The sequence below is a fragment of the Raoultibacter timonensis genome (assembly GCF_022845715.1).
Classification (GTDB): Bacteria; Actinomycetota; Coriobacteriia; order Coriobacteriales; family Eggerthellaceae; genus Raoultibacter; species Raoultibacter timonensis.
The window spans coordinates 1,247,964-1,274,090 of sequence record NZ_AP025564.1 but is presented as its reverse complement, the minus strand read 5'-3'; the positions used below and the strand labels follow the sequence as shown (position 1 = coordinate 1,274,090).

The 26,127-nt window shown below is 62.9% G+C and carries 20 protein-coding genes; 5 read left to right on the top strand and 15 right to left on the bottom strand.

The annotated features are described in order from the left end of the window. Positions 1 to 37: 37 nt before the first annotated feature. The 7 genes from MWL89_RS05005 to MWL89_RS04975 all read right to left on the bottom strand — a co-directional run bounded on the left by MWL89_RS05005 (position 38) and on the right by MWL89_RS04975 (position 10,151). Complete coding sequence (locus MWL89_RS05005) at positions 38 to 1,372, bottom strand: radical SAM protein (RefSeq protein WP_244411986.1); 1,335 nt, start codon at positions 1,370 to 1,372, stop codon at positions 38 to 40. A 9-nt stretch (positions 1,373 to 1,381) separates the two neighbouring features. After that, on the bottom strand, positions 1,382 to 2,239 hold the full coding sequence (locus MWL89_RS05000) for a TIGR04282 family arsenosugar biosynthesis glycosyltransferase (RefSeq protein WP_180995089.1): 858 nt from the start codon (positions 2,237 to 2,239) through the stop codon (positions 1,382 to 1,384). 37 nt (positions 2,240 to 2,276) lie between these two features. After that, entirely contained in the window at positions 2,277 to 4,568 is a 2,292-nt protein-coding gene (locus tag MWL89_RS04995; protein WP_102378725.1) for a molybdopterin-containing oxidoreductase family protein, read from the bottom strand. 7 nt (positions 4,569 to 4,575) lie between these two features. Beyond that, a complete protein-coding gene (locus MWL89_RS04990) occupies positions 4,576 to 5,571 on the bottom strand; it encodes a heterodisulfide reductase-related iron-sulfur binding cluster (RefSeq protein ID WP_244411985.1) in 996 nt (331 codons plus the stop codon). A gap of 127 nt (positions 5,572 to 5,698) precedes the next feature. After that, positions 5,699 to 6,673 carry an NrfD/PsrC family molybdoenzyme membrane anchor subunit gene (gene nrfD / locus MWL89_RS04985; protein ID WP_102378727.1) on the bottom strand — a complete coding sequence of 325 codons (975 nt, stop codon included), beginning with the start codon at positions 6,671 to 6,673 and terminating at the stop codon, positions 5,699 to 5,701. Then, complete coding sequence (locus MWL89_RS04980) at positions 6,673 to 7,251, bottom strand: 4Fe-4S dicluster domain-containing protein (protein WP_102378728.1); 579 nt, start codon at positions 7,249 to 7,251, stop codon at positions 6,673 to 6,675. Before MWL89_RS04980 ends, nrfD begins: the two co-directional genes overlap by 1 nt. A 2-nt stretch (positions 7,252 to 7,253) precedes the next feature. Next, the gene (locus MWL89_RS04975) at positions 7,254 to 10,151 is read right to left on the bottom strand and encodes a molybdopterin-dependent oxidoreductase (RefSeq protein WP_102378729.1); all 2,898 of its coding nucleotides are present in this window, start codon (positions 10,149 to 10,151) and stop codon (positions 7,254 to 7,256) included. Positions 10,152 to 11,797: 1,646 nt separating this feature from the next. Between MWL89_RS04975 and MWL89_RS04970 the strand changes: the two genes are divergently transcribed. Then, the gene (locus MWL89_RS04970) at positions 11,798 to 12,661 is read left to right on the top strand and encodes an MBL fold metallo-hydrolase (RefSeq protein WP_244411984.1); all 864 of its coding nucleotides are present in this window, start codon (positions 11,798 to 11,800) and stop codon (positions 12,659 to 12,661) included. 115 nt (positions 12,662 to 12,776) lie between these two features. Next, positions 12,777 to 13,901 carry an aldo/keto reductase gene (locus tag MWL89_RS04965; RefSeq protein ID WP_244411983.1) on the top strand — a complete coding sequence of 375 codons (1,125 nt, stop codon included), beginning with the start codon at positions 12,777 to 12,779 and terminating at the stop codon, positions 13,899 to 13,901. Positions 13,902 to 14,234: 333 nt separating this feature from the next. Here MWL89_RS04965 and rimI read toward each other — a convergent pair whose 3' ends face one another. The 3 genes from rimI to MWL89_RS04950 are packed head-to-tail and all read right to left on the bottom strand — an operon-like array spanning position 14,235 to position 18,188. Continuing rightward, complete coding sequence (rimI, locus tag MWL89_RS04960; RefSeq protein ID WP_244411982.1) at positions 14,235 to 15,641, bottom strand: ribosomal protein S18-alanine N-acetyltransferase; 1,407 nt, start codon at positions 15,639 to 15,641, stop codon at positions 14,235 to 14,237. Positions 15,642 to 15,644: 3 nt separating this feature from the next. Further along, positions 15,645 to 16,871, bottom strand: a complete 1,227-nt coding sequence (locus MWL89_RS04955) for an MFS transporter (protein WP_244411981.1) — start codon at positions 16,869 to 16,871, stop codon at positions 15,645 to 15,647. A 9-nt stretch (positions 16,872 to 16,880) separates the two neighbouring features. Next, a complete protein-coding gene (locus MWL89_RS04950; RefSeq protein WP_244411980.1) occupies positions 16,881 to 18,188 on the bottom strand; it encodes a trigger factor in 1,308 nt (435 codons plus the stop codon). A 268-nt stretch (positions 18,189 to 18,456) separates the two neighbouring features. Between MWL89_RS04950 and MWL89_RS04945 the strand changes: the two genes are divergently transcribed. The 3 genes from MWL89_RS04945 to MWL89_RS04935 all read left to right on the top strand — a co-directional run bounded on the left by MWL89_RS04945 (position 18,457) and on the right by MWL89_RS04935 (position 20,754). Beyond that, complete coding sequence (locus MWL89_RS04945; RefSeq protein WP_244411979.1) at positions 18,457 to 19,722, top strand: MFS transporter; 1,266 nt, start codon at positions 18,457 to 18,459, stop codon at positions 19,720 to 19,722. Positions 19,723 to 19,779: 57 nt separating this feature from the next. After that, positions 19,780 to 20,106, top strand: coding sequence for a hypothetical protein (locus MWL89_RS04940; protein ID WP_102378737.1), 327 nt, complete (start codon positions 19,780 to 19,782; stop codon positions 20,104 to 20,106). Positions 20,107 to 20,271: 165 nt separating this feature from the next. Beyond that, positions 20,272 to 20,754: a hypothetical protein gene (locus MWL89_RS04935; protein ID WP_244411978.1), complete on the top strand. Its 483-nt coding sequence runs from the start codon at positions 20,272 to 20,274 to the stop codon at positions 20,752 to 20,754. A gap of 407 nt (positions 20,755 to 21,161) precedes the next feature. Here MWL89_RS04935 and MWL89_RS04930 read toward each other — a convergent pair whose 3' ends face one another. The 5 genes from MWL89_RS04930 to MWL89_RS04910 all read right to left on the bottom strand — a co-directional run bounded on the left by MWL89_RS04930 (position 21,162) and on the right by MWL89_RS04910 (position 26,122). Further along, on the bottom strand, positions 21,162 to 21,392 hold the full coding sequence (locus tag MWL89_RS04930; RefSeq protein WP_244411977.1) for a hypothetical protein: 231 nt from the start codon (positions 21,390 to 21,392) through the stop codon (positions 21,162 to 21,164). Positions 21,393 to 21,569: 177 nt separating this feature from the next. Then, entirely contained in the window at positions 21,570 to 22,946 is a 1,377-nt protein-coding gene (locus MWL89_RS04925; protein ID WP_244411976.1) for an MFS transporter, read from the bottom strand. Between the two features lie 265 nt (positions 22,947 to 23,211). Next, positions 23,212 to 23,409 (bottom strand): hypothetical protein, encoded by a 198-nt coding sequence (locus MWL89_RS04920; RefSeq protein WP_102378740.1) that lies wholly within the window; start codon positions 23,407 to 23,409, stop codon positions 23,212 to 23,214. A gap of 21 nt (positions 23,410 to 23,430) precedes the next feature. Then, entirely contained in the window at positions 23,431 to 23,784 is a 354-nt protein-coding gene (locus tag MWL89_RS04915) for a 4Fe-4S dicluster domain-containing protein (RefSeq protein ID WP_244412585.1), read from the bottom strand. Further along, positions 23,759 to 26,122 (bottom strand): molybdopterin-dependent oxidoreductase, encoded by a 2,364-nt coding sequence (locus MWL89_RS04910; RefSeq protein WP_102378742.1) that lies wholly within the window; start codon positions 26,120 to 26,122, stop codon positions 23,759 to 23,761. Before MWL89_RS04910 ends, MWL89_RS04915 begins: the two co-directional genes overlap by 26 nt. Between the last annotated feature and the right edge of the window lie 5 nt (positions 26,123 to 26,127).

Genomic DNA, 26,127 nt, shown 5'->3' with positions numbered 1-26,127 from the left:
GTTCCTTTCTCGTCATGGAGCACGTAAACCGCGGGAGTTACCGAAGCTCCTCTTTCCCCCAAGGCGGATACACGCGCGTGCCCGCGGCATCGGTCAGGTGGTACGAGCAGAACGGGATGGCGCGCCCGTCGGGCACGGTTACCATCATGCTGCACTCGCGCAAACGCTGCGTGTCCATCGACACGGCATCCATGTAATTCATGATGATGATCGACAAACCGCTTTCCACTTCAACGCCCCGCGCTGCCAGGATATCGAGGAACACCGACCCCTGGGGGCTGTCCGGGCTGTATCCGCCGTGGTACTCCTCGACGGTCATGGCGCGCGTGGCCGGATAGAATCCCGACGGATGGGGCTTCACTCCCTCGGGCGCCTCGCCATGAACGAGGAATACGCCCGTATCGCACAGCGGGTTCGAGCACCCGAGCGGCCAGATGTCGTAGGGTTCGATCAGCCCGTCTGACTGCCCTGCCAATTGGAAGATCACATCGCCTGCCGACATCGGCATGGCGCGCTTCGCCTCGAAGCGGCCCGACGTAAACGCAGGCTGCAACGCAAGGCCCGCCACAACGTCGGCGTTTTCGAGAGAAAAGCGCAGAAGATCGCCGAGCTGCTTATCGTTTGAGCCGGCAACGACGGCGACGGAGAGCACCACCTGGATGCCCGCCTCGCGGCACCGCTCGATCACGCGCAGCTTGATGTCGAGGATGTCGCGTCCGCACGTCGCTTCGTACACATCGCCGGTCAGGCCGTCGAACGACAGATACACGCCGGTGAGGCCCGCTGCCACAAGATCCTCGAGATACCCGTCGCGTGCGGCGATCACGAGGCCGTTCGTGTTCACCTCGATGCCCCAGAATCCCTTGTCGCGGCCCATGCGGATGATATCGACCAGATCCTTACGGCACGTCGGCTCCCCGCCGGTGATCTGCACGGCACCGTCGGTTCCGACCGCATTCGCAATCACGTCGTACATGGTGGAGATCTCGTCCATCGTCGGATCGTCCTCGCCGCCCACGGCGCTTGCGAAGCACACGGGGCAATGCAGGTTGCAGTTCCTCGTGACCTCGATCTCGAGCAGCGTAGCGCGCCGCTCATGGCGGCTGCACGTGCCGCACCCGTACGGGCACGGGGCGGTGGGAGCTATGGTGTTTTCAGGAGCGACCTTGGAAAACGCCTCGGAGCGCAGCCAGCGGTAGTGATCGGCGTCGGGCCACATGCGCGTGGCGAGCTCGCCGTGCTCGGGGCACGTGCGCTCCATCCACACGGCTCCGTTTTCATCTTCGTACACCTCGGCGGGAAGCTCGCGCAAGCACTGCGGGCAGAGCGCCGTCGTCGTATGTATGGCCGTGCGGCCGACTGCCTGATCCATAGCTGACCTCTATTCGTCGATGTACTGGCGGGGATCGTGGTTGTCGTTCGGGGGCGTGGTTATGCGAAGGCCGATGAAATCGACCCAGTCGAGCACGCGTTGCGGCACGTAGATGCCGGGTTGCGACTTGGCGGCTTCGGCGATCGCGCGGATGCAGGAAACGGTGTGCGCCAAATCCTCCATCTCGTCGACGTCGGATACCGGCGAGAGAAACGCCGAGGGGATGTTCTTCTCTTGGAGCTTCTCAACGTAGCCGTCGAGCGCGGGTCGCCCGCCCGTGTTGTAGTACACGCCTTGGTGATTGATCGGCGTGTTGTAGCTGAACCCCACGAGCGACGTGCCGCATTCCTGGCACGGCGCCTGCACGAAGCCCGGCGTGCCGATCGCCTGGTAGTAATCGAGCCACCCGAACGCCTGCGAGATATGCGTGCGCGGCATGGTGGGGATGTCGCCGCCGACCGATACGATGCTCTCGTAGCCGAGCGCAAAAATCTGAGCGAACGCATCGTCGAAATGGTCGTCGAACGTGGCGCCCTTGTCGGTGATGTAGTGTATCTCCATCGGCCACGGGCCGATTTCGTCGTAGGTGGCCTTCATGATCTCCACGTTATCGGCCGGGGTGGTCGAAACAAAGAAGTCGTAGGTGATCTTCGTCGCCTCGGGATCGCCCGCCACGAGCTCGTCGTTTTCGGCCTGCAGCTCGAGCAGCACCTGCATGCAGAGCTCCGACACGTCGAACAGGCTCCGCTTGAAGAACTCGGCGGCCTGCTCGTCGGAGAACGGGCCGCTCGCCACCAGGCGCGTCTTCACCATGCCGGGTACCGGGGGCTTGCTGAACAAGAGCAGGGCGTGTTTCTTTTCCGCCATGACATGACTCCTTACGTTTCCTTGCGGCCGATCGGCGCTATGCCGTCGACCCCTCGTCTTTCCTGATCGTACAGTGAATCGCATTGTACGACCAGGTTCCTATCATCGCCTCGCCGCCTGCCACCGAGCAGTCGGTTAGGGTATTGATGTTCGATTCCCATATGCCGCCGAAACCGGGAGCGCCGGGCTCCCGTTCGGGAAACCACCATCCGTAATCGGCGCTTACCACATCGTCGCGCATGGGCGCTGTTTTCAGTATAAAGCTTGCCTCGCCCTTTTCGTTCGCGAGCACCACCCTATCGCCTTCGGCAAGCCCCAATCGCGTCGCGGTTCGGGGGCTTACCTCCACGAGCGGGTCGGGGTAGCCCGCACGGAAATCGGGGTTCGAGAGAAACATCGAAGCGTTGTAGGGCTGCTTGCGCGCCCCGGTAATGAGAATGAGGCCCTCGGCCGCATCTGCGCCGTCCGCTTCGGCAGCACCCGCATCGTCTGCTGCCGCCAAAACGCTTTCGGTGCCGTCGTCTCCGTCGGCCGTCCCGCGCAAAGGCGGAATCGCCGCCCGCGGCGAAGGCGTCGGCAGACGGTCGCCGCCGAGCTCGCCGAGGATCTCGCACGCAAGCTCGATCTTGCCCGTCGTCGTCGCAAAGCCCGCCGGCTTGCCGTCCTCGCCCAGAAGCTCGTGCTTGGCGAAAGCGGGCGGACGCCAATACAGGCCCGTGGCGCAGTATTGCTCCCATGTTACGCCGGCATCGGCCAACGTGCGGGCGTATGCCCCTTGAAGCGTCTCATCGGGCCAGCAGTCGGCCTGACCGAGCCGCAGCCCCAGTTCGCGGAACACGTCGTAATCGGTCTTGCGCTCGTAGTAGGGTTCGACGGCAGCCGGCCCGCCGTAAGCGATGTTGGCCACACCGCCGTGCGCTTGGAACGTCGGACGTTCGACGGCACCCGCAGCGGGCAGCACGTAGTCGGCCAAGCTCGCCGTGGGGGTCATGTAGTATTCGATCACGACGAGCAGGTCGAGCGACGAGAGCGCCGCGAACACGCGATGGGTGTCGGCGTAGGTGACGAGCGGATTGGTGGCTTCGACGATAAGCGCCCGCACCGGGTACGGATCGCCCTCGAGCATGGCCTTGAGCACAAGGTCGGGATGCGCCGAGGTGAGATAGCGCACCGGAAGCCGCCTGCCGAGCCGCTCGGTCAGCGCGCAAGCCCGCTCGTAGCCCTCGTAGCACTGCAGGGGCGTATACGGCGTGTTCAGACATGCCGCTTTCTGCTCATCGGTCATGGACGCGCTCATCTCGAGATCGACCTCGGGCGTAAAATCGCTCATCTCGGCCAGCACGCAAGCGCCCGGCTTGTCGACGTTTCCCGTAATGGCGCGCAAACAGCAGATGGCCCGATGGGTCGGCGCTACGTCGGGACCGACCTGATCGACGCCGCGGCCCGACACGAGCACGGAGGCCCGGGCCTTGCCGAAGATGCGCGCAGCGCGCACGATGTCGTCAGGGTCGAGGCCGCACACCTGCGCGACCGCTTCGGGGGTGTAGGGCTTCACGTGTTCGACGAGCTCGTCAAAGCCGTGGCACCATCGCTCGACGAACCCGTGGTCTACGAGGTCCTCGGCGATGATGACGTGTGCGAGCCCGAGCGCCAGCGTGCAATCGGTTCCCGGCTTCACGGCAAGCCACAGATCGGCGCGAGCCGCCACCTGCGTACGCCGCGGGTCGACGACCACAAGAGGCACCTCGCTTTTCGATATCCCGATGAGCGAGCGCCAGAACGCCGAGTTGTCCGACTGCGCGGGATTGGTGCCCCAGATGAACACCGCTTCGGTGACGTTCGGATCGATGTCGGCTTCCACGGTCCACCCGAACGTGAGCGCATCCATCCAGATGCGCGGATTCCAGCAAATCTGCCCGATGCCCATGTTGTTGGGCGATCCGAACAGGCTCATGAACCGGTGCAGCGGCCAAAACGACGCATGGGGGCCGCCGATGGCGCTTGCAAGCGTGGCAGGTCCGTGCTCTTCGGCGAGCGCGCTCAGGCGCGCAGCGATATCATCGAGCGCCTCGTCCCAGCTCACACGCTCCCACTCGTTCGACCCGCGCTCGCCCTTACGGCGCAGCGGCCAGTTGATGCGGTTCGGATCGTCAAGCACGTCGAGGTTCATGCGCCAGCGCCTGCATCCGCGCACGATCTTCTCATCGTACGGATAGCGCGACGTGTCGGGTTCGAGATCGATCACCCGACCGTCTTCCACCGTAGCCGTGAAGGCGCAGAGGTAGCCGCAGAAGTGGCAGTTCGTAGGTTTCAGTTCACGGGTATCCATGGGTTTCCTATCGTGTGCCGTCAGGGCCGACAGCGGCATCGGCGTCGCCCGAAGCGCCGCAGCATCCCTTGCGCCGATCGTCCGCCGCATCCGCCAGACCGCAGAAATCGCGTTTGCCCGCATGCGTTTCGAACAAGAACCGTACCTGCAGGTACGGGGGAAGCGTCGCCCAGTCGATCCGCTCGTCGTACAGAAGCTCGAGGTAGTGGATCACGGGCAGCTCGGTTTGAAAACTCGAAAGCTGCGAAGCGCAGCTCATGCAGGCGGTCACGATCGCATCGGCACCGGCAGAGGCGCCCTCGGCGCCCCGCCGCTCAGCCTGCCGCGTTGCCGCCTCGACCTTGCCGGCCGCCTTGGCAAGCGATCCGCAGCATCGCGACGATGCGCGGTTGTGCTCCATCTCCACGACGAGATCGGCGGGAAGCAGGGCACGGGTACCGTGGGCGAACAAGCCGTCCTTGCGGTCGGGGCAGGAATCGTGCACCGCGAGCTTCGGCGAGGCTCCCGCAAACGGGATGCCGTTGCGCTCGAAGAACGCCTCCGCGGCCGCCCCGTCTATTGCGGCCCCGCACGAAGCGAGCACCTCGGGCAGCGCGGCTACCTCTATGGTCGCAGTACGCTCGTCTTTCGCCATCACCCGACGCAGCTCGGCTGCGCAGTTGGGACAGGCGGCGATGATGCGCTTTACCCCGGTTGCCGCCAGGGCACCGCAGAGATTCACCTCGAACGCAGGGCATACGGTATCCGCTTCGGGCTCGAAAGCGAGCAGCTTCCCGCAGCATAGAAGCGAGATGCCGTCCGCCTCGCCCGCCTCGGCGAGCGTTGCATAGGCCTTGTCCATGAGCGAGGGGGCGAAGTTGACAACCGAACAGCCCGGAAAGAACAGCGAGCGCACAAAAGTATGGGCATGCGTACGATCTGCCTCGTCGAGCAGAGCGTACGCATAGCCATCGCGCGCCACGGCGCTTCCCGTCAATGCGTCTCGCATAATCGTGCGGCCCACGGTTTTATCTCCTATCCGTCAGAAGGCACCGAAACGATTCGGCGCCTTCATCGTGCTGTAAGAAGTTCTCGACAGGCCGCCGCGGCACTGGGCTGCGGCGGCCTTCTGAATCGTTCAGGCTATAACTCTAGTACAGATTCTCCTTGCCCCGCCACTCGGACACGAATTTTTCGTCGCCCTTGGCGATGCGGTTGTAATAGCGGTTCTCGCCGGGAATCTCGGCGCGCTCGTCGGAGTAGACGCACAGGTAGCGAAGAAGCAGGCCACCGAGCAGAACGAGTACGGGAGCAACAACCGAGGAAGCGGCGGAACCGGCACCGCCGATGTAGAGGACAAGCGGGATGATCAGACCGAAGCCGACCATGCCGATCCAGAACAAAGGCGCGGTCTTGCCCTTGACCCAGCGGGTCGCCACGGCCTTGGCCGTCACGTTGCCGGCACCGAAGAACGAAAGCACCATGATGAGCAGCACGACGATCTCGGCGCACACGAGCACGATATCGACGATGTGGAGGATCTCGTGGATGACTTCGGTGACGAACACGGCTTCGAGGCTGAACTCAACGGGCCATCCACCGAGGCCGAGCGCGATGGCCGCGCAGGCGGTGGAGATAGCCGAGATCGTGAACAGGACCGGAAGCGCGGGAGTCGCCCAAAACGCATGGGCCTTCAGCGTGGAGAGCATAACGCCCGTGTACACCATGATGCCGAAGCCCGCGAACCCGGCGATGCCGAGGAACAGACCGCGTGCGCCGGCCAGAGCGCCGGCAAGCCCGCTGATCCACTCCCAAGGCAGATACGACACCCACCAGAGCGCTCCGAATACCATGGCGATGACCAGGAGCGTCGCGCCCCATTTGATGATGGCGGTCGCGGTGGTCCACACGCGCCAGAACACGAGCGGCTGCCCCAGCTCGAACACCAAGAAGAAGCAACCTACGGCGAGCGCGGCGAGCGCGATGAACATCGGCCAGGCGAACAGAACGCCCGCACCCGGGGTGATGAAGAAGTCGAAGATGGCGGAAAGGAACATGATGCCGCCGCCAAGGCCACCCAAGAACAGATAGATGACGATGGGCATCTCCCAATAATGATGTTTCATTACGCCTTACCTCCCAACTCGGGAATATAGTAGATCTGCGGGTCGGTTCCGAATTCGGTGAACAGACGCTCGGTCTTCACCGAACCGATGAGTTTTGAAACTTCGCTCTCGGGATCGTCGATATCGCCGAAGATGCGTGCCTTCTGGTGGCAGGTGTCCACGCAGTAGGGCTTCGCGCTCGGATCCATTTGCCTGCGATCGCGGCAGAACGTGCACTTGCGCACGAAGCGGTGCAGACGGGGTTCGAGATGGGAGGCGTCGCGCATGCCGTAGGGGCACGCGTTGACGCACACCTTGCACGCCATGCACTTCTTGGAGTCGATCCAAACGGTGCCGTCCTCGTCCTGCTGGCTCGCTCCCGTGGGGCAGCAGGGAACGCACTCGGGATTGGCGCAGTGCATGCACAGAAGCGGCGTCCAGTCGCGATGCACGTTGGGCCAGGTTCCCTGGGTTCCCTCGGTGACAACCGGGTTGTACACAATATCCAACGGCAGGTCGTTCCACGTACGACAAGCAACCGTGCACGACTGGCAGCCGATGCAGCGACGTTTGTCGATGACCATCACGTACCGTGTCATGTCTATTCTCCTTCCTCGGTCGCGGCCGCGCCCTCGGATGCGGCCTGCTCGGGATCTTCGGCAACAAGCTCGTTGTAGCTCATGTCGTAGCATTTGCCGGTTGCCCCGTCTACCAAGCATCCGCGCTCAGCATCGTAGGCGAAACCGTAGTACGCGTCATGGAACGCGCCGGTCTCCGGATCGATGAGCCATCCGCTGTTGGGATCGTACACGTAAGCCAGATCGCCCAGCACGGCATGCCCGCGCTCAACGCTCCACGTGAGGTTCTCGGGAACCTCGTACGGTGCCGCCTCGGCGCCCGGATAGCAGCGGATGCCGGCCACGAACGGGATCTCCTCGCGGTCCATCGTGTACATCTTGCCGGTCTCGTCGTCGACCAGGCACTCGCCCGCCGCATCGTAGCGCCAACCGGTGTAGGCGTCGTGATAGCCCTTGGTCCTCGGGTTGATGAGCCAGCCCGATTCATCGAGGCGGAAGTGCGTGTCCTTCGTATACAGGTTGCCGCTCTGCCACACCCACTCGTATCCCTCGGGAACTTCCTCGGGAGGCTGCGGAACCTCGAACGGGATGGGCTCGCGGGCCAGATGCTGATCGCTCGGCATGACCGTGACGCCCGGCTCCTTCGACGAGCCCGGAATAGAGAACTGGGTGTCGGAGGGCTTGTAGTCCTTGTCGAACTCGCCGCACTTGTACACCTTGCACATGAGGCCGCGGTTCGCCCACGATCCGCCCATCGGGTCGCAGTCCCAATCGTCGACCGAGGTGAGCACGTTGACGTTGGATTCGAGGCAGCCGAACGGATTGTCCAGGTCGGCAGAGCCGTCGCGCTCGGGGAACCACCAGCCGCGCGGCGCGAACACCACGTTCGGGGCCACCTCGGGCTCCACGTTCGCGCGCATCTTGATGCGGCCGCGACGGGTTTCGATCCAGCACCAGTCGCCGTAGGCGATCTTGAGCTTCTCGGCGAGCTCGGGGTTGATCGAGAAGTACGGGTCGGGATAGAGGAAGCGGATGCCCTCCATCTGGAAGTGCTCGGAATGGTGGTACGGCATGAAACCGCCGCCCGTGGTGAGCACGATCGGGTACTCTTCGGCGATCTCGGGCGTGTCGATCTCGTTCTCGATGCAGCCGATGTAGGTGGGCATGCCCGAGTAGCCGAGCTGGCGCAGGATCGACGAGTTGCACTCGACCTTGCCCGAAGGCGTCCAGAAGCCGCCGTTGGTGATGAACTTGTTCTGGTGCAGCGGCGGATAGTACATGCGATAGTAATCGACGAAATCGTTGTAGCAGCTGATGGACAGACCGAGGGGCTCAAGGATGTGGTAGTAGGCCTCCTCTTCGGTCTCCCACGGCCACATCTCGGGATCCTGCCCGCATGCAAGGCCGAGCTTGCGCCAGAACGTCATGTCGGTGTGACGGTCGTACTTGGGCTGGATGGCGCGCCTGCCTCCCATGAACGAGTCGGTCGCACCGTAATGGGTAACGATGGTCGGACGCTCGAGCGCGCCTGCCGCCGGGAACACGTAGTCGGAGAACAGCGCCGCGGGAGTCATCCAGTAATCGACGGTGACCAAGAACTCGCACTGCTTGAGCGCCTGCAGCGTCATCTTCGCATCGCCGTAGGAGTTCACGGGATTCGTGGCATTCACGATGAGAGCGCGCACCTGGTACGGATCGCCCGTGATGATGGCCTTGAACACGCTCGGGCCATGGGCTTCGCAGAACCACTCGGTAGGTAGCGTCTTGCCCCACGTGCGTTTCGCGTTATCGGAGATGAGCTGGTAGCCGGGCCACGAGGTGAGCTTGAACTTGTTGGAGCCGATCTGCTTGGCCTTCTGTTCCTCGGGCAGGCATTCGTTCGCTTCCATCTCCTCGTCGGTCAAGAAGCCGAGCGAGGGACCGGGCATGCCGTCGCCACCGGGAACGTCGAGGTTGCCGCAAACCGCGCGGATGAGCGCGATGGCATGGCTGCCGGTGGTGGAGGCGCGGCCGATCTGGTCCCACGTGCAACCCCACTGGATGCAGCCGGGGCGGTTCATGGCGTACATGCGGGCGACTTCGCGGATCTGCTCGGGCTTGAGCCAGGTGATGGGAGCGGCCCACTCGGGCGTGTACTCCTTCACGTGCTCGCGCAGCTCGTCGAAGCCGTCGCACCATTCGTTGACGAAGTTGTAGTCGTACAGGCCTTCGTAGATGATGGTATGCAGCATCGAAAGCGCGAGGGCCGCGTCCGAACCGGGGCGCAGCGGCACCCAGAGATCGGCCTTGGAAGCCGTTTCGGAATAGCGCGGGTCGACGACGACGATCTTGAGGCCCGCCTTCTGCAGGTCGGTATAGCCATCCATGCCGCCAAGCGTCGAAGCGCCGGGGTTCATGCCCCAGAGGATCAGACACTTCGCACCGCCGAGATCGGTCTCGAACGGCGACCAACCCGCTACGCAGGTTTCGGCCATGAACGTGGGGATCCAGCACAGAAGCGCGTTGTGGAAACCGTTCGGCGAGCCGAACTGGTTGAGGAAGCGGCGGCGCGCCCAGTCGTCGGTACGCGTGGTACCGCCGGCCGTTGCCACCGCTTCGGCGCCGCTTTCGGCCTTGATCTGGTTGAGCTTATCAGCCACTTCCTGGATCGCCTGGTCGTATGGGATCTTCTCCCATTTGCCCTCGCCCTTCTCGCCCACGCGCTTGAGCGCGTGGTTGATGCGGGCGGGGTGGTTGACATGCAGAAGCGCACTGGTGCCGCGGCAGCACAGACCGCCATGGTTGGAGTAATCAGGATCGCCTTCGATCTTGATCACGTCGCCATCCTTGACGTAGGCTAGGACGCCGCAGTTCGCATGGCAGAAATAGCACAGCGATTTGACCATCTCGACGCCATCGGCGTGGATATCGATTTCTGTCATCTACCTTCCCCTCTACTACTCGTCTTGACATTTTCGTTCGCACATTGGGACATATGAAACGCGGAAAAGAGCAACCTCATACAGATCGCAGAGCCCAGTTTAGGGGAGCCCCGAACCGCATACATCACACTAGAAGATTTAATCCAGTATGGGAGGTAAGCCTATCGGTACTAATTCGGAATTCCCGCTTTTCGGACCACGCCGCTGACGGAACGAGACCCACCGCTCGCCCGCTCGATCCCCGAACCGGGCTTTCGCGTCTTGGTTTCGCCTTGCAGCCGGACATCCGGCGCCCCCGCCAATCGGATCGCGCGCGACCTTCGCCTTTCTTTTCCTCCTGACACATTCGCCTTAATCCATTATGCGACCAATACTCCTATTGGACGGCATCCATTATATAGCACCGAGTCAAGAATCAACAAAAGAGCAACGTCTGCTCCCGTGACTGGTGGGCATCGTCCGATAAAGAGTCGTTTTCGGGCGTTCCGCACACGGGGCGGCCGTGCGGAGTACGGGACGGCGGGTGGCTGCGAGCGGGTGGCTGCGGGGGCGGCAGGAGGCGGGCGGCGGTTGGTGGCAGAAGGCAGCAGGCGGCGAATGGCTGACCGCGAGGGCGAGGTACGACTGCGGAAAGCATATGGCGGCGGGCCGCAAGCGCGAAAGCGAGGGGCGGCGGGCGCGAAGGCAGGCTGCGGCGGAGAGACCGCTGGACGCTTGCGCGAAAACCGCGCCGCACGCAAAAGCCGACGTCCAAGGCTTTGACCGCAGCCAAAATGCGGCATCACCCCAAGGATGCCCGACGGCAACGAAGCAGCACAGCCCGCAAAACCATCGGTCGACAACGGAATGGCACAAAATTGGAGGTTTGGCAATTATTATCAATAAAGGGATGGTCATTCATTTAAGGCGCTCGGGAAATGCCTGTTCAGCGCGATGCGTTTTTCGTCCGCAAAATGTATAAGGTAGTATATTTTGCCAAACCTCGAATTTTGTGCCCGAATCGGCGCATTCCGCTATTAAACCAATATCGACATGCGCCCGCGTGCGACTTCGGAACGCCAGCCCGCTGTCGGGCGCTCCGCGAGGGCGCGTCGATCCTGGTTCAACGGCGGAATCGCCCTCGTCTACGGGTTTTTGCCGATTATGTTGCGTTCAAGACCCGTCAGGGGCGGCTTTCGGCGCCCTTGAAGGCGAGCCTTGAAAGAGGTCGAATCGGAACAACCCTGCGACCAGGCAATATGCTGCTGGCAAGAAGCCGGCCGGCTTGCAGGCGGGCTCCGGACGCAACATAATCGGCAAAAACCCGTAGAAACAGCCCCGTCCGCAACACCCGCCGCTCTCGCCACCCGTTTACCCGCAACGCCCGCCACCCGTGCATACCCACCTGCGCGGTGCGGACGCGCCCGGGCGGTGCTGGCGGGCACGTGCGGTGCGGAGGGAACCTGGCGGTGCGCTTCGGCCTGAGGCAGGCAAACGAGCCGAACGCCGTCCACGCTCCGAAGCCGGACGCCTCCGCGAACCGAGCCCGAACGTCCCGCGCTCCTCTGCAGGCTTTCCGACGCGCGCCGCGCCCCGAAGCCCTATACTAAGTTCCATACAACCCGAGCACCACCTGCGAACCGACACCGAGCCGAAGCGAGGCAGCCATGACCACCGATCGCGCAGAACAGCACCGGACCGAGCAGACGAACGCGCTCGACAAGAGCGATGGGCAGCTCAAGACAGCGCATACGTTCACCTTCCTAGGGACGGGCGCCGGATGCGGCGTGCCGGCGTTTTTCTGCGAATGCCCCGCCTGCGAAGAGGCTCGGCGCGATCCGCGTGCGCGGCGCGGCGACTGCGGCGTCATGATCGAGGGCGGCAAACGGCTCGTCATCGACACCCCGCCCGACATCCGCCACCAGTTCAACCGCGAAGGCGTGAAAGCCCTCGATCGGCTGCTCTATACGCATGCGCACTTCGACCACATCGGAGGCCTCGGCGAACTCGAGTACATGGTGCAGCTCGTGACGAAGGAAGCGCTCCCGACGTACGGAAGCGCGCTTGCCCTCGAGGGCATCGGACGGGAGTTCCACTACATGACGTACTGTCTCGACGAACACGTGCTCGAACCGTTCGACAACGTTGAATACGACGGGGTGCGCTACACCGCCCTGCCGGTCACCCACGCCCCCGGCACCTTCGGCTATCTGGTCGAAACGCCGAAGACGAAGCTGTTCTATGCATCGGATACCGGTCCCTTGCCCCCCGAAACCGTCGAAGCCGTACGCGGCGTCGACGTCCTCGTGCTCGATGCGACGTTCTGGAAGCGCAACTGGAACCCGAACGACCACCATAGCGTGCAGGAGACGATCGAAGAGGGGTTTGCGCTCGATGCGGGCACGGTCTACCTCACGCACCTCGCCATGCACTACGACGAGCCCGTCACGCTCGCCGAACTCGAAGCGTACGTCGAGCAGTACGACGGGCGCGTCAAGGTCGCGCTCGACGGCATGAGGTTCGCGATCTGAGCTATGCGCCCGCTCGCGCGCATCGGCGCCTGGCGGAATTCTTCCCAAATTCATTCTTGACTTAGAGTGCGCTCCAAGACGTAGGATAGGCGGGCAACATTACGAGAGGAGCCTCATGAACCAAGAATTCGAATCCATCCCGAAGTTCGGCTTCGGGTGCATGCGCCTGCCGCTGACCGATCCCGAAGACCAGACGAGCATCGACATCGACCAATTCAAGAAGATGGTCGACGAGTTCATGGGCGCAGGCGGCACGTATTTCGACACAGCGCATGTGTACCACCAGGGAGCATCGGAACGCGCGCTCAAAGAGGCGCTCGTAGACCGCTACCCCCGCGATGCCTACACGGTGGCAACCAAATGCCTCGCCTGGGCGATCGAGAGCGCCGAGGAGGCTAAGCAGAACCTCGCCGTCTCTCTCGAGCGCCTGGGCCTCGATTACGTCGATTTCTACCTGCTCCACAACGTCGGAGGCAACCGCACTGCCCGGTTCGACGAATACGGCATGTGGGATTTCGTGCAACAGAAGAAAGCGGAGGGACTCATCAAAAACGTCGGCTTTTCCATACACGACGGAGCAGAGACGCTCGACGCCCTTCTCACCGCGCACCCGAACATGGATTTCGTGCAGCTTCAGGTGAACTACCTCGATTGGGACGATCCGGTCGTGGAAGCACGCGCCTGCATGGAAGTGGCTGCACGCCACGGCGTACCCGTGGTCATCATGGAACCGGTGCGCGGCGGTCGCCTGGCCGACCTGCCCGAACGCGCCGCCCGAATTCTGCACGAAGCGGCACCCGACGCAAGCTTGGCCTCGTGGGCGTATCGATTCTGCTGGCATCTGCCGAACGTGATCTCGGTGCTTGCCGGCATGTCGACGCTCGATCAGGTGAAGGACAACGCCGCGAGCTTCAAGGCGGACAAGCCCTTCACCGAAGCCGAGCAGGCTGCACTCGACGAAGCCGTCGCCGCGCTGAAGAGCGTGCCCACCGTACCGTGCACGAACTGCCGCTACTGCGCGAAGGAATGCCCCCAGGGCGTGAAGATTCCCGAGATCATGGGTTTGCTCAACCTCGAGCTCATGGTCGAGGACCGCGAGTTCGTGAAGGGACTCTACTCCTGGCAGGCAGCCGCGGGTCCTGCATCGACCTGCATCGAATGCGGCGCTTGCGAGCAGATGTGCCCGCAGAGCATCGATATCATCGACCAGCTCGCGCTGGCAGCCGAGCGCTACGAGTAACGGGTGGCGCCAGCGCAGCTTCGAATCGCGACCCGACGCGACCCGAATACTCGGCGCGAAGCCGCGCGCCGAGCGCGATCAAGGCCTACGCCGCCGCCTTGATCGGGAGCAACGAACGCAGGGCAGCGCACGGACAAGGCGACCATCAAGGTTTGCGCCCTACAGCTCTTGCCAACTACTAGATTATGTCTTATAATAGGATCGGTCTGAAACACAGCGGGCTTCGTGGGGGCACACACGGAGCCCGCCTTTGCGTTTCAAGGTGGCTTCAGCGTGTGGTCCTATCGCTTGGAAAGGTGGTTCCATCCGAACCGGGAACCGCCTCGCATCGGCTCATGCAAGCGATTTCGCCATGACGATCGCATCGTCGGCCGGATCGGCGTAGTAGCGCTCCCACACGTCCGCCTCCTCGAAGCCCGCCGCGCGGTAGAACGCGCGGGCCGCGCGATTCGAGGAACGTACTTCGAGCGTCACGACCGGCAACCCGCATTCGAGCGCGTACGCGAACACCGCATCGAGCAGCAGGCTTCCGTACCCCTTCGCGCGCTGCGCCGCATCGACGGCGATCCTCGCAAGGTGGATTCCCTCGGCGCTGCGCCAAACGCCCGCATATCCCACAACCGTCTCCGTCTCGTCTTCAAGCACCTCGTAGCGGGCAGCGGGGTTGTACCTGAGCTCGGCAAGATACGCGAGCGGCGTCCAGGGATCCCGAAACGCATCGATCTCGATCGCCATAACAGCCGGGATGTCGGTTTCCCGCATGGGCCTCACCGAGGCGTACCCGGCTGGCGCACCCTCGTCATCCGCACCGTCCGCCTGCGCAGGCGTCGCCCCGGCCCGGATGCCCGCACGATGCGCAGCCAACATCCGCACGTCGCCGTCGCAGGCGGGCACGGCGGCGCTTCCGAACGGCCCGTCGCAGTACGCCCCGCCGTCCTCGCCCGGCCCAAGCCGCTGGCCCACGGCAACGGTCGACGTCGTTGCGAAGTAGTAGTCATCGCCCTCGAACAGCTCCTCGAGCTCGTCGAGAGCGCGCGCCAGCGCCTGTACCGCAGCGGGGTCCATCCCCTCGGGCACCGCCCTGCGGAAGTACATGCAGCGCTCGAACAGCTCGAGGCGTTCCGCGCGCGTCTTTCCTACGGTATCCGCGGGAAACGACGCGACGGCGATGTTGCCGAACCCCGCGTTCGCAAACAGCGTGTAGCATTTGCGCCCGAGATAGCGATCGGTGCGAGCCGTCCACGAAACGTTCGGCAGCACATGGCGGTCGTACAGCGAAAGCACGCGCCCGAGCGCATCGTGCGGATCGGGGTACGACACCTTCGCACCGTCGTCGACGGTTTTCACGACGATGAACCCGCCCGGCTTGAGCAGCCGATGCGCCTTCGCAACGGCTTCGGCGGGATCCCCGAGGTGCTGCAGCACGTGCGAGAAGTACACGACGTCGAACGGCTCGTCCGGCTCGTAGTCCTCGAACGAGCATGCCGCGAACGAAAACCGCTCCCCGCCGTACCGCTCGCGGGCGCATTCGATGCGCTCGGCTGCCGGATCGATGCCGACGACGCGGGCGATGTTTCGGTACGGAGAGAACTTGAAGTGCGTATTGAACCCGTCGAAGCAGCCCACGTCGAGCACGCGGGCGTCCCCGATCGCCTGCAGCCCGATCGCCTCGAATGCGGCGTAATCCTCACCTGCCGCCGAAACGGCCACCTTCGTGATCCATTGCTCGTTCCAGGCCATGCCCTACCTGCCCTTCCCCGCCCAACGCGCCGCCATACGCTCGTTCGCGGGCTTGCACAGGACGCCTGCGGCAAGCGACACCGCAACGAACAGCGGCACCGCGGCGAAGAACCCGCCGTAGCCGCCCGTCGCCTCGAACACCCAGGCTGCCGCCAAGGGGAACACGAGGTTGAACGGAGCGAGGACCACGGCGCTGACGCCCGTGTTGGCGGCAAGGTGGTCCTGCCCGAACGTCGTGCGCATATACGAGGTGTTGATAGCAGCGAACATGCCGTAGAGCAGCCCTTCGGCAAGCAGCGCACCCGCAAAGACGATCGGCGCACCCATCCAATACGACACCGCCATCGCCGCAGAGGCGGCGAGCGCGAGAAGCGGCAGTAGCACCAGGGTTTTGTACTGGCCGATCACATCGAACAGGATGCCCCCGATCGGGCGGCCGAGCCCGTTCGCCGCGCCGAGGCCGCACGCCGCAAGGGTCGCAAGCGCTACCGGGGATCCGATCCCCGTCATCATGACCGAAGCCTCGGCGATCACCGCTCCGCCGATGCCCATCACCAAACTCCTCCAAACGCAGAACAGCCAAAACGACGGCTCGCGCACCACGCGAGAGGCGGGCAGGCTCACGCCGATGCGATCCCGCTTCGGTTCGAGCGCCCTCACCGACGGGGGCGGCGTGCGGATGAACCAGAGGGCGGCGAGCCCTTCCGCCACCACGGCGAGCGCGATGACCGCGAAGGCCGCGCGCCACCCGAGCGGAGAGTAGATGAGCGCCGAGGCGAGCGAGCCGAGCACGGCCGCCCCCATGCCGAACCCCATGACGAGCACGCCGCTCGCGAAGCCCACCCTGTCGCCGTACCAGGCGAGCACGTTGGTCGTCCACACCGTATAGCCCATACCGCTGCCGAAACCGCAGAGCACGCCGTAGAACACGTAAAGCTGCCACAGGTCTTCGATGAAGCAGCACAGGATCAGCCCCGCCGCAACCAGAGCGGTCGAAGCGACGAAGCACGCCCTGAGCGGCGCGACCCGCGATAGCCACCCGATCGAGAGCATGCCGAATGACAGCGCGATCATCGCGACGGAAAACGTAAGCGACGTCTGGCTCCTCGTCCATCCGAACTCCGATTCGAGCGGCGCGATGAAGATCGACCAGGCGTAGATCGTGCCGAACATGAGCAGCGTCGCAACGCCGACCAGAAGAATCGAAGCCCTGTTCCCCGAAGCGGCCACGAATGCGCGCTACCGAACGGGAGCTTCGTGTATCACGGCGTGCTCGACGAGGTAGCGGTTCGCCTTGGCGCGCCGGGCGGCCGCCTGCGCAGCCCTCATGCGGCCCGACCGCGCGAAATCGCTGCGCGCCTGATCGGCCCTTCCGGGAGCGATGGCCTCGAAATAGGCGTCGAGGTCGGTCTCTTCGACCTCGAGATCGAGGTGGTCGGCCAAAGCTTCGAGCGATAGCTGCCGCACAAGCTGTTCCTTCACCTGCATCATGAGCGCGATGCCCAGCTGCTGCTCTTCCATATGCTCCTGTTCGAGGAACGCCTCGAGCGTCGTGTTCTGGCGCTCGAGCTCGTCCAAGAAGCCCTTCTTGGCCTCGCGCATGGCGGCATCGTATACGGCATCCTCGATTTTCGCATCGAATCGCTTCGCCAATTCAGAGGCTGCGAGTAGCTCCTTCTGCCGAAAACGCTCGCCTTCAAGCTGCGCGGCGAGCGTCTGCTCGACTTTGGATTCGAGTTCGGCCACCGTCGAGCAATCGGGAACGGTCGAAGCCACCCACTGGTCGGTCACTTCGGGAACGACCTCTTTGAGGACGCCCTTCACGGTGACCGTGGACCGGTAGCGCTCCATGATCGGATCGCCGTTGCCGTCGACGCCGAAGCCGGGGCCCTCGAACTCGATATCGGCGGTATCGCCCACCGTCATGCCGATGACAGCCTCATCGAACCCGTCGGGCATCGCAGCCGAACCCGTCGTGTAGCGGTTCCTCGGACGGCACAGGCCGCGCACCCGCTCGCCGTCCTTCACCGTCTCCATCGCAAGCTCTACGGTATCGCCCCGCTTCACCGTACGCTTGGCTGCATCGATTTCCTGGACGACATGCTGGCGGGCCAGCGCATCGATCTGCTCGGCAACGAGATCGGCGCTCAACTCGGCGGGCATGATCGTGATCTCGACCGGATCGTAGGAGGGAAGCTCGATGCGGGGAACGCGCACGCACTCGAGGGTGAATTCGAAGCTTCGGCCGGCCCGGGCCGGCCGAGCCGACAGATAGGTCGGCAACCCCACGATATCCAAGCTGGCTTTATCGAGCGCGAACGGCACGGCATCGTCCATGATCTGCTCGGCCATGCGCGCCTCGTATTCTTCACTCCCGAGCTTCTCTTCCACAGCACGCTCGGGCGTGGTGGCGGGATCGGGGGCGATATGCTCCCGGTAGGCGATCGCGATGGCCGCTTTCCGTATGCGCTCCCCCATCTCGCCCGCGGCAAGCGCCACCGTCAAAACGAGCTTCCCGCCGTCGAGCTCCTCTGTTGTCACATCCATCCTCGCACCTGCCGCCTTTCGCGTTTTCCTGCGCGCTTCGGGCGCGCCGTCCCAAGCTCTGCACGCTACCACCGCGCTTGAAGCGCGGTATACCTCATCGAGTATGAAAAACGGCGATCTAGTACGCGCGGCCATACGCGCGCGTACAGCCGCATGCAAGATACCGAAGCTGGCATAGGGTCACAGGCGAAGCCCTTCCCTATAATCGAACCTGCCTTGGCGCGCTCGCGCCGCACCTCTTCGGAAAACTACAGAAGCGAGGGATTCCATGTCTGATTTGACAGTAAGCCAGATTAAGGGCAGGCGCAGGCTGTATCTTGCGCTCTCTACGCTGGCATTGCTCTTTCTCGGCCTCATTTACGCGTTCTCGATGTTCGCCGGCCCGATAACCTCGGCGTTCGGCCTCGACAAAGCGGCGGTGGCGCTCACGTTCAATATCATGATGATCACGTTCTGCATCGGCGCGGTCGTCGGATCGCAGATCGATGCGAAGATGGGCGTGAGGGGATCGCTCATCGTAGCGGCGGTGCTGTTCTTCCTCGGGTTCGCGGGAACGGGGCTGTTCGGCGACGGGAACATCGTCGTGCTCTACCTGTTCTACGGAACGTTCGGCGGCCTCGGCGTCGGCATCGGCTACAACACCATCGTAGCCACCACCAACGTCTGGTTTCCCGACAAGGTCGGGTTTTCCTCGGGCGTGCTCATGATGGGCTTCGGACTGGGGTCGCTCGTGCTCGGGACGCTTTCCGTCAACCTGATCCCCTCGTTCGGCCTCGGCACCGTATTCGCCGCCATCGGCATCGTCACGGCCGTGGTCGTGTTCGCCCTCGCGCTTCTGCTCAACCGACCTCCCGCAACCATCGTCGCCGTCATGGCGCCCGAGAAGGCGACCGCTTCGGGCTACGACCCCGGCGACGAGGACGCGGCGCTCAAGACCCCCGCGTTCTACGTGTACTGGATATGGGCCATCATCGTCATCGCCATCGGGCTTGCCACGATCGGCAACTGCTCTTCCGACGCCCAGCTCGTCGGCATCGATGCGACGTTCGCCACGTTGCTCGTCGGCCTCGTATCGACCTGCAACGGCCTCGCCCGCATCGTCATCGGCATCGTCTACGACAAGACCAACGTCAAGACGACGATGCTCATCGACGGCCTCGTGGCGGTCGCAGCGACGTTCTGCATCGTCGGCGCCTTCGTTACCGGCATCTCGGCGCTCTACATCGCGGGCGCGTTCTGCTGCGGCTTCTGCTACGGCGGCGTACCGGTAGTCGCCTCGGCGTTCTCGCGCCAGCGTTTCGGATCGAAGAACTATCCGCTCAACCTCTCGCTCGCCAACTTCGCCATCGCGTTCGGCTCGCTGCTCAACATCGTCGTGAGCTCGGCGGTCGGGGGCGCCGAGAACCGCTTGGCCGTGTTCGCGGTCATGGCCGTGCTCTCGGTAGCTGCAACTATCAATGTGCTGCCGTTCTCCAAGATCTGGAACCGCGATATGGCCATGCTCGAAAAACGCCGGTCGTCGGCATCGCAGTAACCGCGTCCGTGCGGAGCGCTTGGACGCTTCGCACGATAGAACGGAAGGAACCGATCCATGTCCAGAGAGCTCTCGAAGCGCAAAGCGCGCTGCCTCGACGAGATAGCCGAACTGCGGGCCCGCCGAAGGCGCGACGTCATCAAGTGCGCCGCCGCCTTGGCGATCATCGTCGTCGTAGTCGCCGGCAAGCAGCTCCTCGCCTCGCAGGGCGTTATCGATCCGAACGGCATCGTCGCCGGTGCGCTTACCATGCTCATCGCGTTCGGTCTTGCCATCGTCGGCGGCACCGCGAGCATCGAGTTCACGAAAAGCGGCGCGAAGATACGCGAGCTGCGCCAATCCTGCGGCATCTCAAAAGAGGATCTCAAGCAATACCGCGTATAGGCCGCGTACGCAAACCACGTCGATGTCGGCGTGTCGATATCGATTTGCAGATGTCGGTTTGCGCGGGGTGCGCAGTCGCTGTACGGACAAGCGCCCGCCGCAGCTGCGAAAACCCGCCCGCAACCCGTCCGCGATTGCCCGCAGAAACGCAGAGAGGACCGCCGTATGGAATTCGCACTCATCATCACCGTGATTGCAACGGGATTCTTCGTCGTGCTCGCGCTTACGCTACGCTACCTGCGAACGCTTCAACACGAAATCCAACACGCCCGCAACGCGTTTGACCAAGCGTGCGCGCAAAGCGCAGCGAACGGCAGCGATCCCCGCAAAGCGCACGACGGCTCTGCCTTCGCCAGAAGCGACGATCCCGAAAGCCGCAAAGCCGAAGCCGCCGCCGAACGGGCCCTCGCCTACAACAATCTCGTGGCAACCTACGTCAATGCGGCGCATACGTTTCCGGCGACCCTCGTCGCGCGAAGGCTCGACTTCCCGTACGAGCCGATCGATCCGGCATGGGTGGATCAGGTGCTCGGCCGCCGCTACGCTTCTAGCCAAACGCCCGACGCAAGCCGCGTTATGAACCCGTACATGCTCTGGGCCGCGGGGATGGGCGATGTTGCGCTTGAAGATGAAGAGCGGGTCGATTGACTTCAACCGCCGTGCGTCCATCGTACGGCGGTTGAGCGCATGTGACTTCGATCGGAAATACGCTTTTTTCTTCATTGTGCTGTACTTGGGACCCCCAAGGGGCCGGTTTTCGACCCAGACGCGAGCGCCTGCAGCAACGAGCTCATTGACATGAAGCGCCGACCAGGCAATACGCAGCAAGAGAATAAAGCGGCGCGCCTTGTGCGTTTCGAAACCGCAACACAACGAAAGAAAACCCGTATCTGAGATCCGCACACCCGCTGGCACGACCCCGCGGGCTCGCCCGCCGCTCCCCCGCGCGCTCCGGCACCCGCCGCACTTCGATGCCCGCTGCTCCCCTGCGCCCCCGATGCGGCCGCCCGCCAGGCGCAAGCCCGCCGAGCGGCCGCTATGGACGAAGCCCGAGCCTAAGACCACCAGGTAGACCCGAACTCGGTCACCGCAACGAACGCGACCAGCAAAAGCACCATGAACGCCCACAGCATGATCTTTGCCGTGCGCGTCGATACCGGCCCGACGCGGTCGCTTCTCGTATCGCTCGTAGACGCGATCGCGCGGATCTCGTCGTTGAATTCGACGCGGCACTTCGTGCAGCGCCGATCGGATTCGCTCTCCTTGCCGCAAAACGGACAAACCATAGAAGCCTCCTTCGATTCTTGCAGCCGCGAAGACCCCAAGCAGCAGGGATCCTCGCGGCTGCAAGCCGGTCGCAGGGTATGCGCCCGGCTTGCAGCGACGCCCGGCCGGCGGATACCGGCCGAATGGGCCAGACGGCTCTGCCGAAAACAGCTCAGCAGAACCTCGCCACCCTGCGTCTAGTTGCCCGTCGTCTCTTCGGCGATATCGTCGATGTTCATGCCCTTTGCGCCCTTCGGCAGCAGAAGGCCCGCAAGAACGCCGACCAGCATCGGAATGGCGAGCAGGCTGAACAGGACCGTGAAATCGAATCCCATGCCGATAAGCGCCCCCAGCACGATCGGCGAGAAGATGCCCGCCGACTTGCCGAGCGCGACGATGGTCGCAACGCCCGAGTTGCGAAACTCCGTCGGATACGATTCGGACATCATGGGCTGCACGGCCGTGATGGCGTAGTTCAACGCGAAACCCAGGAAGATGAGCGAACCGAGCACGAGCCAGAACGAACCCGTGGCAAACGCCGCGAGGAAGCACGAGAGGATGGAGACGGCGTATCCGAGGATGATGTTGCGCTTGCGCCCGATGGCTTCGGACACGAAGCCCGTCGTGCAGTTCGCGATAACGGCCGCGGCGTTCTGAGCCATGGCCAAGAGGTACGCCGAGGTGATCTCGTAGCCGCGCACCAACATGATCGACGGCAGCCACGCATTCACACCGTAGATCGTAAAGTTGCCCGCGAAGTAGAGCACCACAAGCGCGAACGTCGTCCTCAAGTACTTGCCCTTCCATACCTCGGCAGGGCTCGCCTTCGCCGCAACGGGCGGCACGATGATGTTCGAACCCTGAAGATCGTAGGGTATCTCCTTGCCCGCACGCTTCTCGATCGTGCGAAGCGTTTTCTCGGCTACGCCGAGTTTGCCGTGCACCGCCGCCCAATGAGCCGATTCGGGCGTGAACTTATGAAACACGAATGCGTAAAGCACCGGGAGAGCCCCGATCGCATAGCATACGTGCCACGACCACAGCTGCACGACGATGGTGCCGACGAGCGCCGACATAACCCAGCCGACGATCATCCACGCCATACCGAACGTGATGAAGAACGATCGCTGTTTCGTTGGCGTGAACTCGGTGAACAACGTTGTCACGATAGGCGTGCACACGCCGAGGAAGAGCCCCGCGATAACGCGGAAAACCGAGAAGATCAGATAGTTCGGTGCGAAGATGCACGGAATGGTGAACAGGCCGTACATGAATGTGCCGATCGTGAGAATCTTTCTGCGCCCGAATCCGTCGGATAAGGGGCCCGCGGCGAACGACCCGACCACGATGCCGATCGTCGACCACGACGACAGGGCGCCCTTCGCGATGTCGTCGACACCGAACTCGAGTGCGATCTGCGTATTCGTATACGAGATGATCATGTAGTCGTAACCGTCGAACATCATGGCGATACCGACGAGGAAGAAAATGGATATAGTGAACTTGTTGACTCCGATGGAGTCGATAGCCTGGGAGATGGTGAACTTCCCAGGGCTTTTCGCTGCTGCACTCATATATTCCGCTCCTTGCAAGATGTCCCGCACGGCCTCGCGTGCCGGCCGCACCGGGATGATGGCAATAGAATCGCTGAGACAAAGAAAACGGTCTGATGTGCTGTTAGTACGTAGTAGCGTGATGTGCTCGGTTTAGGCTCCCCCGCAGCAGCCAAGCACACACCTATGCCCGAGCTCCCCTCATAGACCTTAAACCCTCTCAAGCGAATCGCTGGCGATCCGACAAGGGGCCTTGCGTCCCTTCGGACGCAGGCCCCCGTAAACGCTAGTCTTCCCTCAGGTGACGTTCGCTGTCGTCGATCGGCTTGGTGGCGCCGACGAGACTCTCGTCAACGACCTTCGGGGCGCCGCATTTCTTGCAGACCTCCGCATCGGCGGCGTTGAACGTGTTGCACTCGCCGCACTTCCAGAGGATCTTCACCAACGGAGGCGGCCTGAACCCGCCTTTTTCTTGCTTAGCCATACTCGATTACCCCCTTTCGCTTTACTTTGAGAAAAGCACCATCTTGGGCTTTTCAGCCAGCTTTGCAGCCAGTTCCTCGAGCGTACCGTAGTACATGATTCCGGACTGGCAGTGATGGACGCAGCTCGGAAGCCGCCCCTCGGCCGTGCGCTCGGCGCACAGATCGCACAGATCGGTCGGCAGCGGAAGATAGGTCCACTCCCATTTTCCGAGCGTGTTCTTGCGGGGACCGTCCTCGAGCACCTTGATGCCGTACTGGCCGACCGGTAGATCGAGAACCTTCTTGCACGCAACTTCGCAGGTATGGCAGTTCGTGCAGTACTCGTAGTCGATGAGGATTCCGTACTCGTTAGCCTTCGAATCGGGTGTAGTCATTTCCACCGAAACCTCCTCCCTTGGTAACAATCTCGCTGGGCGAGCAATCGTTTTCTTCCGTCACCTTGTAGCACTTGCACAGCGAGCACTTGTACGGTGCGCCGTAGTGCGTCGGGCCGTAGACGCCCATTGTGGTGAGGTTGTTTGCATTGCAGTCGAACACGCCGTACAGGTTCGGTTCGGCGCCTTCCTGCTCGGGGAACCACCAGCCGTGGCGGGCGCGAACGAGGTTCGGCATGAGACCGGGGGCGATGTGCGCTTGCTGCTTGCACTTGCCGCGCTTGTTCTCGAACCATACCCAATCGCCCTCTTTGATCCCCTGCTCTTCGGCGATCTCGGGCGAGATGTCCGCGATGGCCGTCGGGTGCACTTCGCGCATGGTCGGAAGCTGACGATGCTCGGAATGGAACAGGCCGATATGGCGATGGCCCGACGTGTAGATGTAGGGATACTCCTTGTAGAGCTCGGGCGTGCGCACGGGGCTCTCGTAAGGCTCCATATGATGGGGCAAAGGATCGAATCCCCATACGTCGAACAACGGCGAGTAGATCTCATAGAGGCCGGTCGCGGTCACGAAGCCGGGCTGGCCGTCCTCGCGAAGCAGGCCCTTCTTGTACTTTTCGTACGTCTCGTTGAAGTCCCACCAGTCGTAGACCTTGTGGTTCAGGTCGTCGAAGGTGTAATCCACGCCGTAGCCGTCGTCCTGGATCATGTAGGTCAAGAACTCGTGCACGTCGTTGAACTGGTTGAAGAACTTGGGGTTGAAGCGCTTGCCGAGTTCGAGCACCAACTCCTCGTCCATCTTGCAGTCGTAGTAGCGCTCGGCCGAAGCCGTAATGGTGCGCAGCGGCTGCCACCAGGAGCGGAAGCTGTCGCGCTCGACCGACATCGCCACGGGCAGCACGAGATCGGCGAACGCCACGGCGGTGGGGGTCAGATAGTAGTCGACGACGACCGTGTAGGGGACGTTCTTCCATGCACGGTAGATGCGCGGAGCGTCGCCGCCCATGTTGGCGATCGGGTTCGTGCCGTGCACCCACATCATCTGGGGCATATAGGGCTCGCCCGTCTCCATGGCCTCGAGCAGCAGATCCGGCGGGATGAACGGCGTGTAGCCGGCCTTGTGGATCGGCGACTGATCGGTGCCGATACGGCGATCGAGCATTTCCTGGGAGATGAACTCGAGGCCGCAACCGTACTTCTTGGAGCTGTTGTACGCGTAGCGCACGAGCACGTTGCCGCCGGGCACATCGAGGTTGCCGGTGATGGCAACGAGGTCGGAGATCGCAAACGACGCTTCCATGGCAGCGATCTGCATATCGATCGCAAGACCCCACTGCACGCCTGCGGGCTTGGCCGCCGCGTACATACGGGCCGCGTCGATGATATCCTGCTCGTCGAGCCAGCATATCTCGGCGACCTTGTCGGTCGGGTACTCCGCGACGCGCTCGGTGAGCTCGTCGAAGCCGTAGCACCAGTTCTCAACGAACTCGTGGTCGTAGAGATCCTCGTTGATGATAACGTTGAGCATGCCGAGAGCCAGTGCGCAGTCGGTGCCGGGGCGCACCTGCAACCAGATGTCGGCCTTCGAAGCGAGCCAGGTGAGCGCCGGATCGATGACGATGAGCTTGGTGCCCATGCGCATGAGATCGACGAGCCAGTGGCCCATGAACCCGTCGCCGTTCGAAGCAAGCGGCTCGTTGCCCCAAACGACAACGACTTCGGGGCGAACCCAGTCGGGGTTGTCGTAGCGATCGGGATGCAGCTGCGATGCGTCGAGAATCCAGCAATCGCCCTCTTTGAGCAGGTTCGCCGTCATGCGGGGCTGATAGCAGGAATCGGCGGAGAGGAAGCCGAACGACATGTTCGGGCTGCCGAAGACCGCGCGCAGGCACATGGCGCCGTGCCACATGGCGTTGCGACCCGTACCGGATAGGGCGACGATGCCCTCGGGTCCAATTCCGCCGTATTCGTTTTTGATGGTATCGCAGATCTTGCCGTAGGTTTCCTCGAGCCAGTCGAAGGCCTCTTCCCACGTGATGCGCTTCCACTTGTTCTCGCCTTTTTCGCCGTCGCGCAAAAGAGGCCACTTGAGACGATCGTTGTTGTAGATATTCTCGACCATGTTCAGGCAGCGCAGGCACAGACGTCCCTGGCTGTAGCCGAAGTTGGGATCGCCCTCGATCTTTTCGAGCTTCCCGTCTTTGGTGTAGCATAGAACGCCGCACCCGTTGTGGCAACCAGGGCCTGTCCAGACCGAGGTTCGGGTCACTTCATAACCGTCCTCATACCAACGCCAGTCTTCTTTGTAAAGATCTTTGTTGAAATCGTTGATCATGAAAA

What these genes read in the sequence shown, in the direction of transcription:
- MWL89_RS05005 (WP_244411986.1), bottom strand. Translation starts at nt 1,372, where the DNA reads ATGGATCAGGCAGTCGGCCGCACGGCCATACATACGACGACGGCGCTC.
- MWL89_RS05000 (WP_180995089.1), bottom strand. Translation starts at nt 2,239, where the DNA reads ATGGCGGAAAAGAAACACGCCCTGCTCTTGTTCAGCAAGCCCCCGGTA.
- MWL89_RS04995 (WP_102378725.1), bottom strand. Translation starts at nt 4,568, where the DNA reads ATGGATACCCGTGAACTGAAACCTACGAACTGCCACTTCTGCGGCTAC.
- nrfD (WP_102378727.1), bottom strand. Translation starts at nt 6,673, where the DNA reads ATGAAACATCATTATTGGGAGATGCCCATCGTCATCTATCTGTTCTTG.
- MWL89_RS04980 (WP_102378728.1), bottom strand. Translation starts at nt 7,251, where the DNA reads ATGACACGGTACGTGATGGTCATCGACAAACGTCGCTGCATCGGCTGC.
- MWL89_RS04975 (WP_102378729.1), bottom strand. Translation starts at nt 10,151, where the DNA reads ATGACAGAAATCGATATCCACGCCGATGGCGTCGAGATGGTCAAATCG.
- MWL89_RS04970 (WP_244411984.1), top strand. Translation starts at nt 11,798, where the DNA reads ATGACCACCGATCGCGCAGAACAGCACCGGACCGAGCAGACGAACGCG.
- MWL89_RS04965 (WP_244411983.1), top strand. Translation starts at nt 12,777, where the DNA reads ATGAACCAAGAATTCGAATCCATCCCGAAGTTCGGCTTCGGGTGCATG.
- rimI (WP_244411982.1), bottom strand. Translation starts at nt 15,641, where the DNA reads ATGGCCTGGAACGAGCAATGGATCACGAAGGTGGCCGTTTCGGCGGCA.
- MWL89_RS04950 (WP_244411980.1), bottom strand. Translation starts at nt 18,188, where the DNA reads ATGGATGTGACAACAGAGGAGCTCGACGGCGGGAAGCTCGTTTTGACG.
- MWL89_RS04945 (WP_244411979.1), top strand. Translation starts at nt 18,457, where the DNA reads ATGTCTGATTTGACAGTAAGCCAGATTAAGGGCAGGCGCAGGCTGTAT.
- MWL89_RS04940 (WP_102378737.1), top strand. Translation starts at nt 19,780, where the DNA reads ATGTCCAGAGAGCTCTCGAAGCGCAAAGCGCGCTGCCTCGACGAGATA.
- MWL89_RS04935 (WP_244411978.1), top strand. Translation starts at nt 20,272, where the DNA reads ATGGAATTCGCACTCATCATCACCGTGATTGCAACGGGATTCTTCGTC.
- MWL89_RS04930 (WP_244411977.1), bottom strand. Translation starts at nt 21,392, where the DNA reads ATGGTTTGTCCGTTTTGCGGCAAGGAGAGCGAATCCGATCGGCGCTGC.
- MWL89_RS04925 (WP_244411976.1), bottom strand. Translation starts at nt 22,946, where the DNA reads ATGAGTGCAGCAGCGAAAAGCCCTGGGAAGTTCACCATCTCCCAGGCT.
- MWL89_RS04920 (WP_102378740.1), bottom strand. Translation starts at nt 23,409, where the DNA reads ATGGCTAAGCAAGAAAAAGGCGGGTTCAGGCCGCCTCCGTTGGTGAAG.
- MWL89_RS04915 (WP_244412585.1), bottom strand. Translation starts at nt 23,784, where the DNA reads ATGACTACACCCGATTCGAAGGCTAACGAGTACGGAATCCTCATCGAC.
- MWL89_RS04910 (WP_102378742.1), bottom strand. Translation starts at nt 26,122, where the DNA reads ATGATCAACGATTTCAACAAAGATCTTTACAAAGAAGACTGGCGTTGG.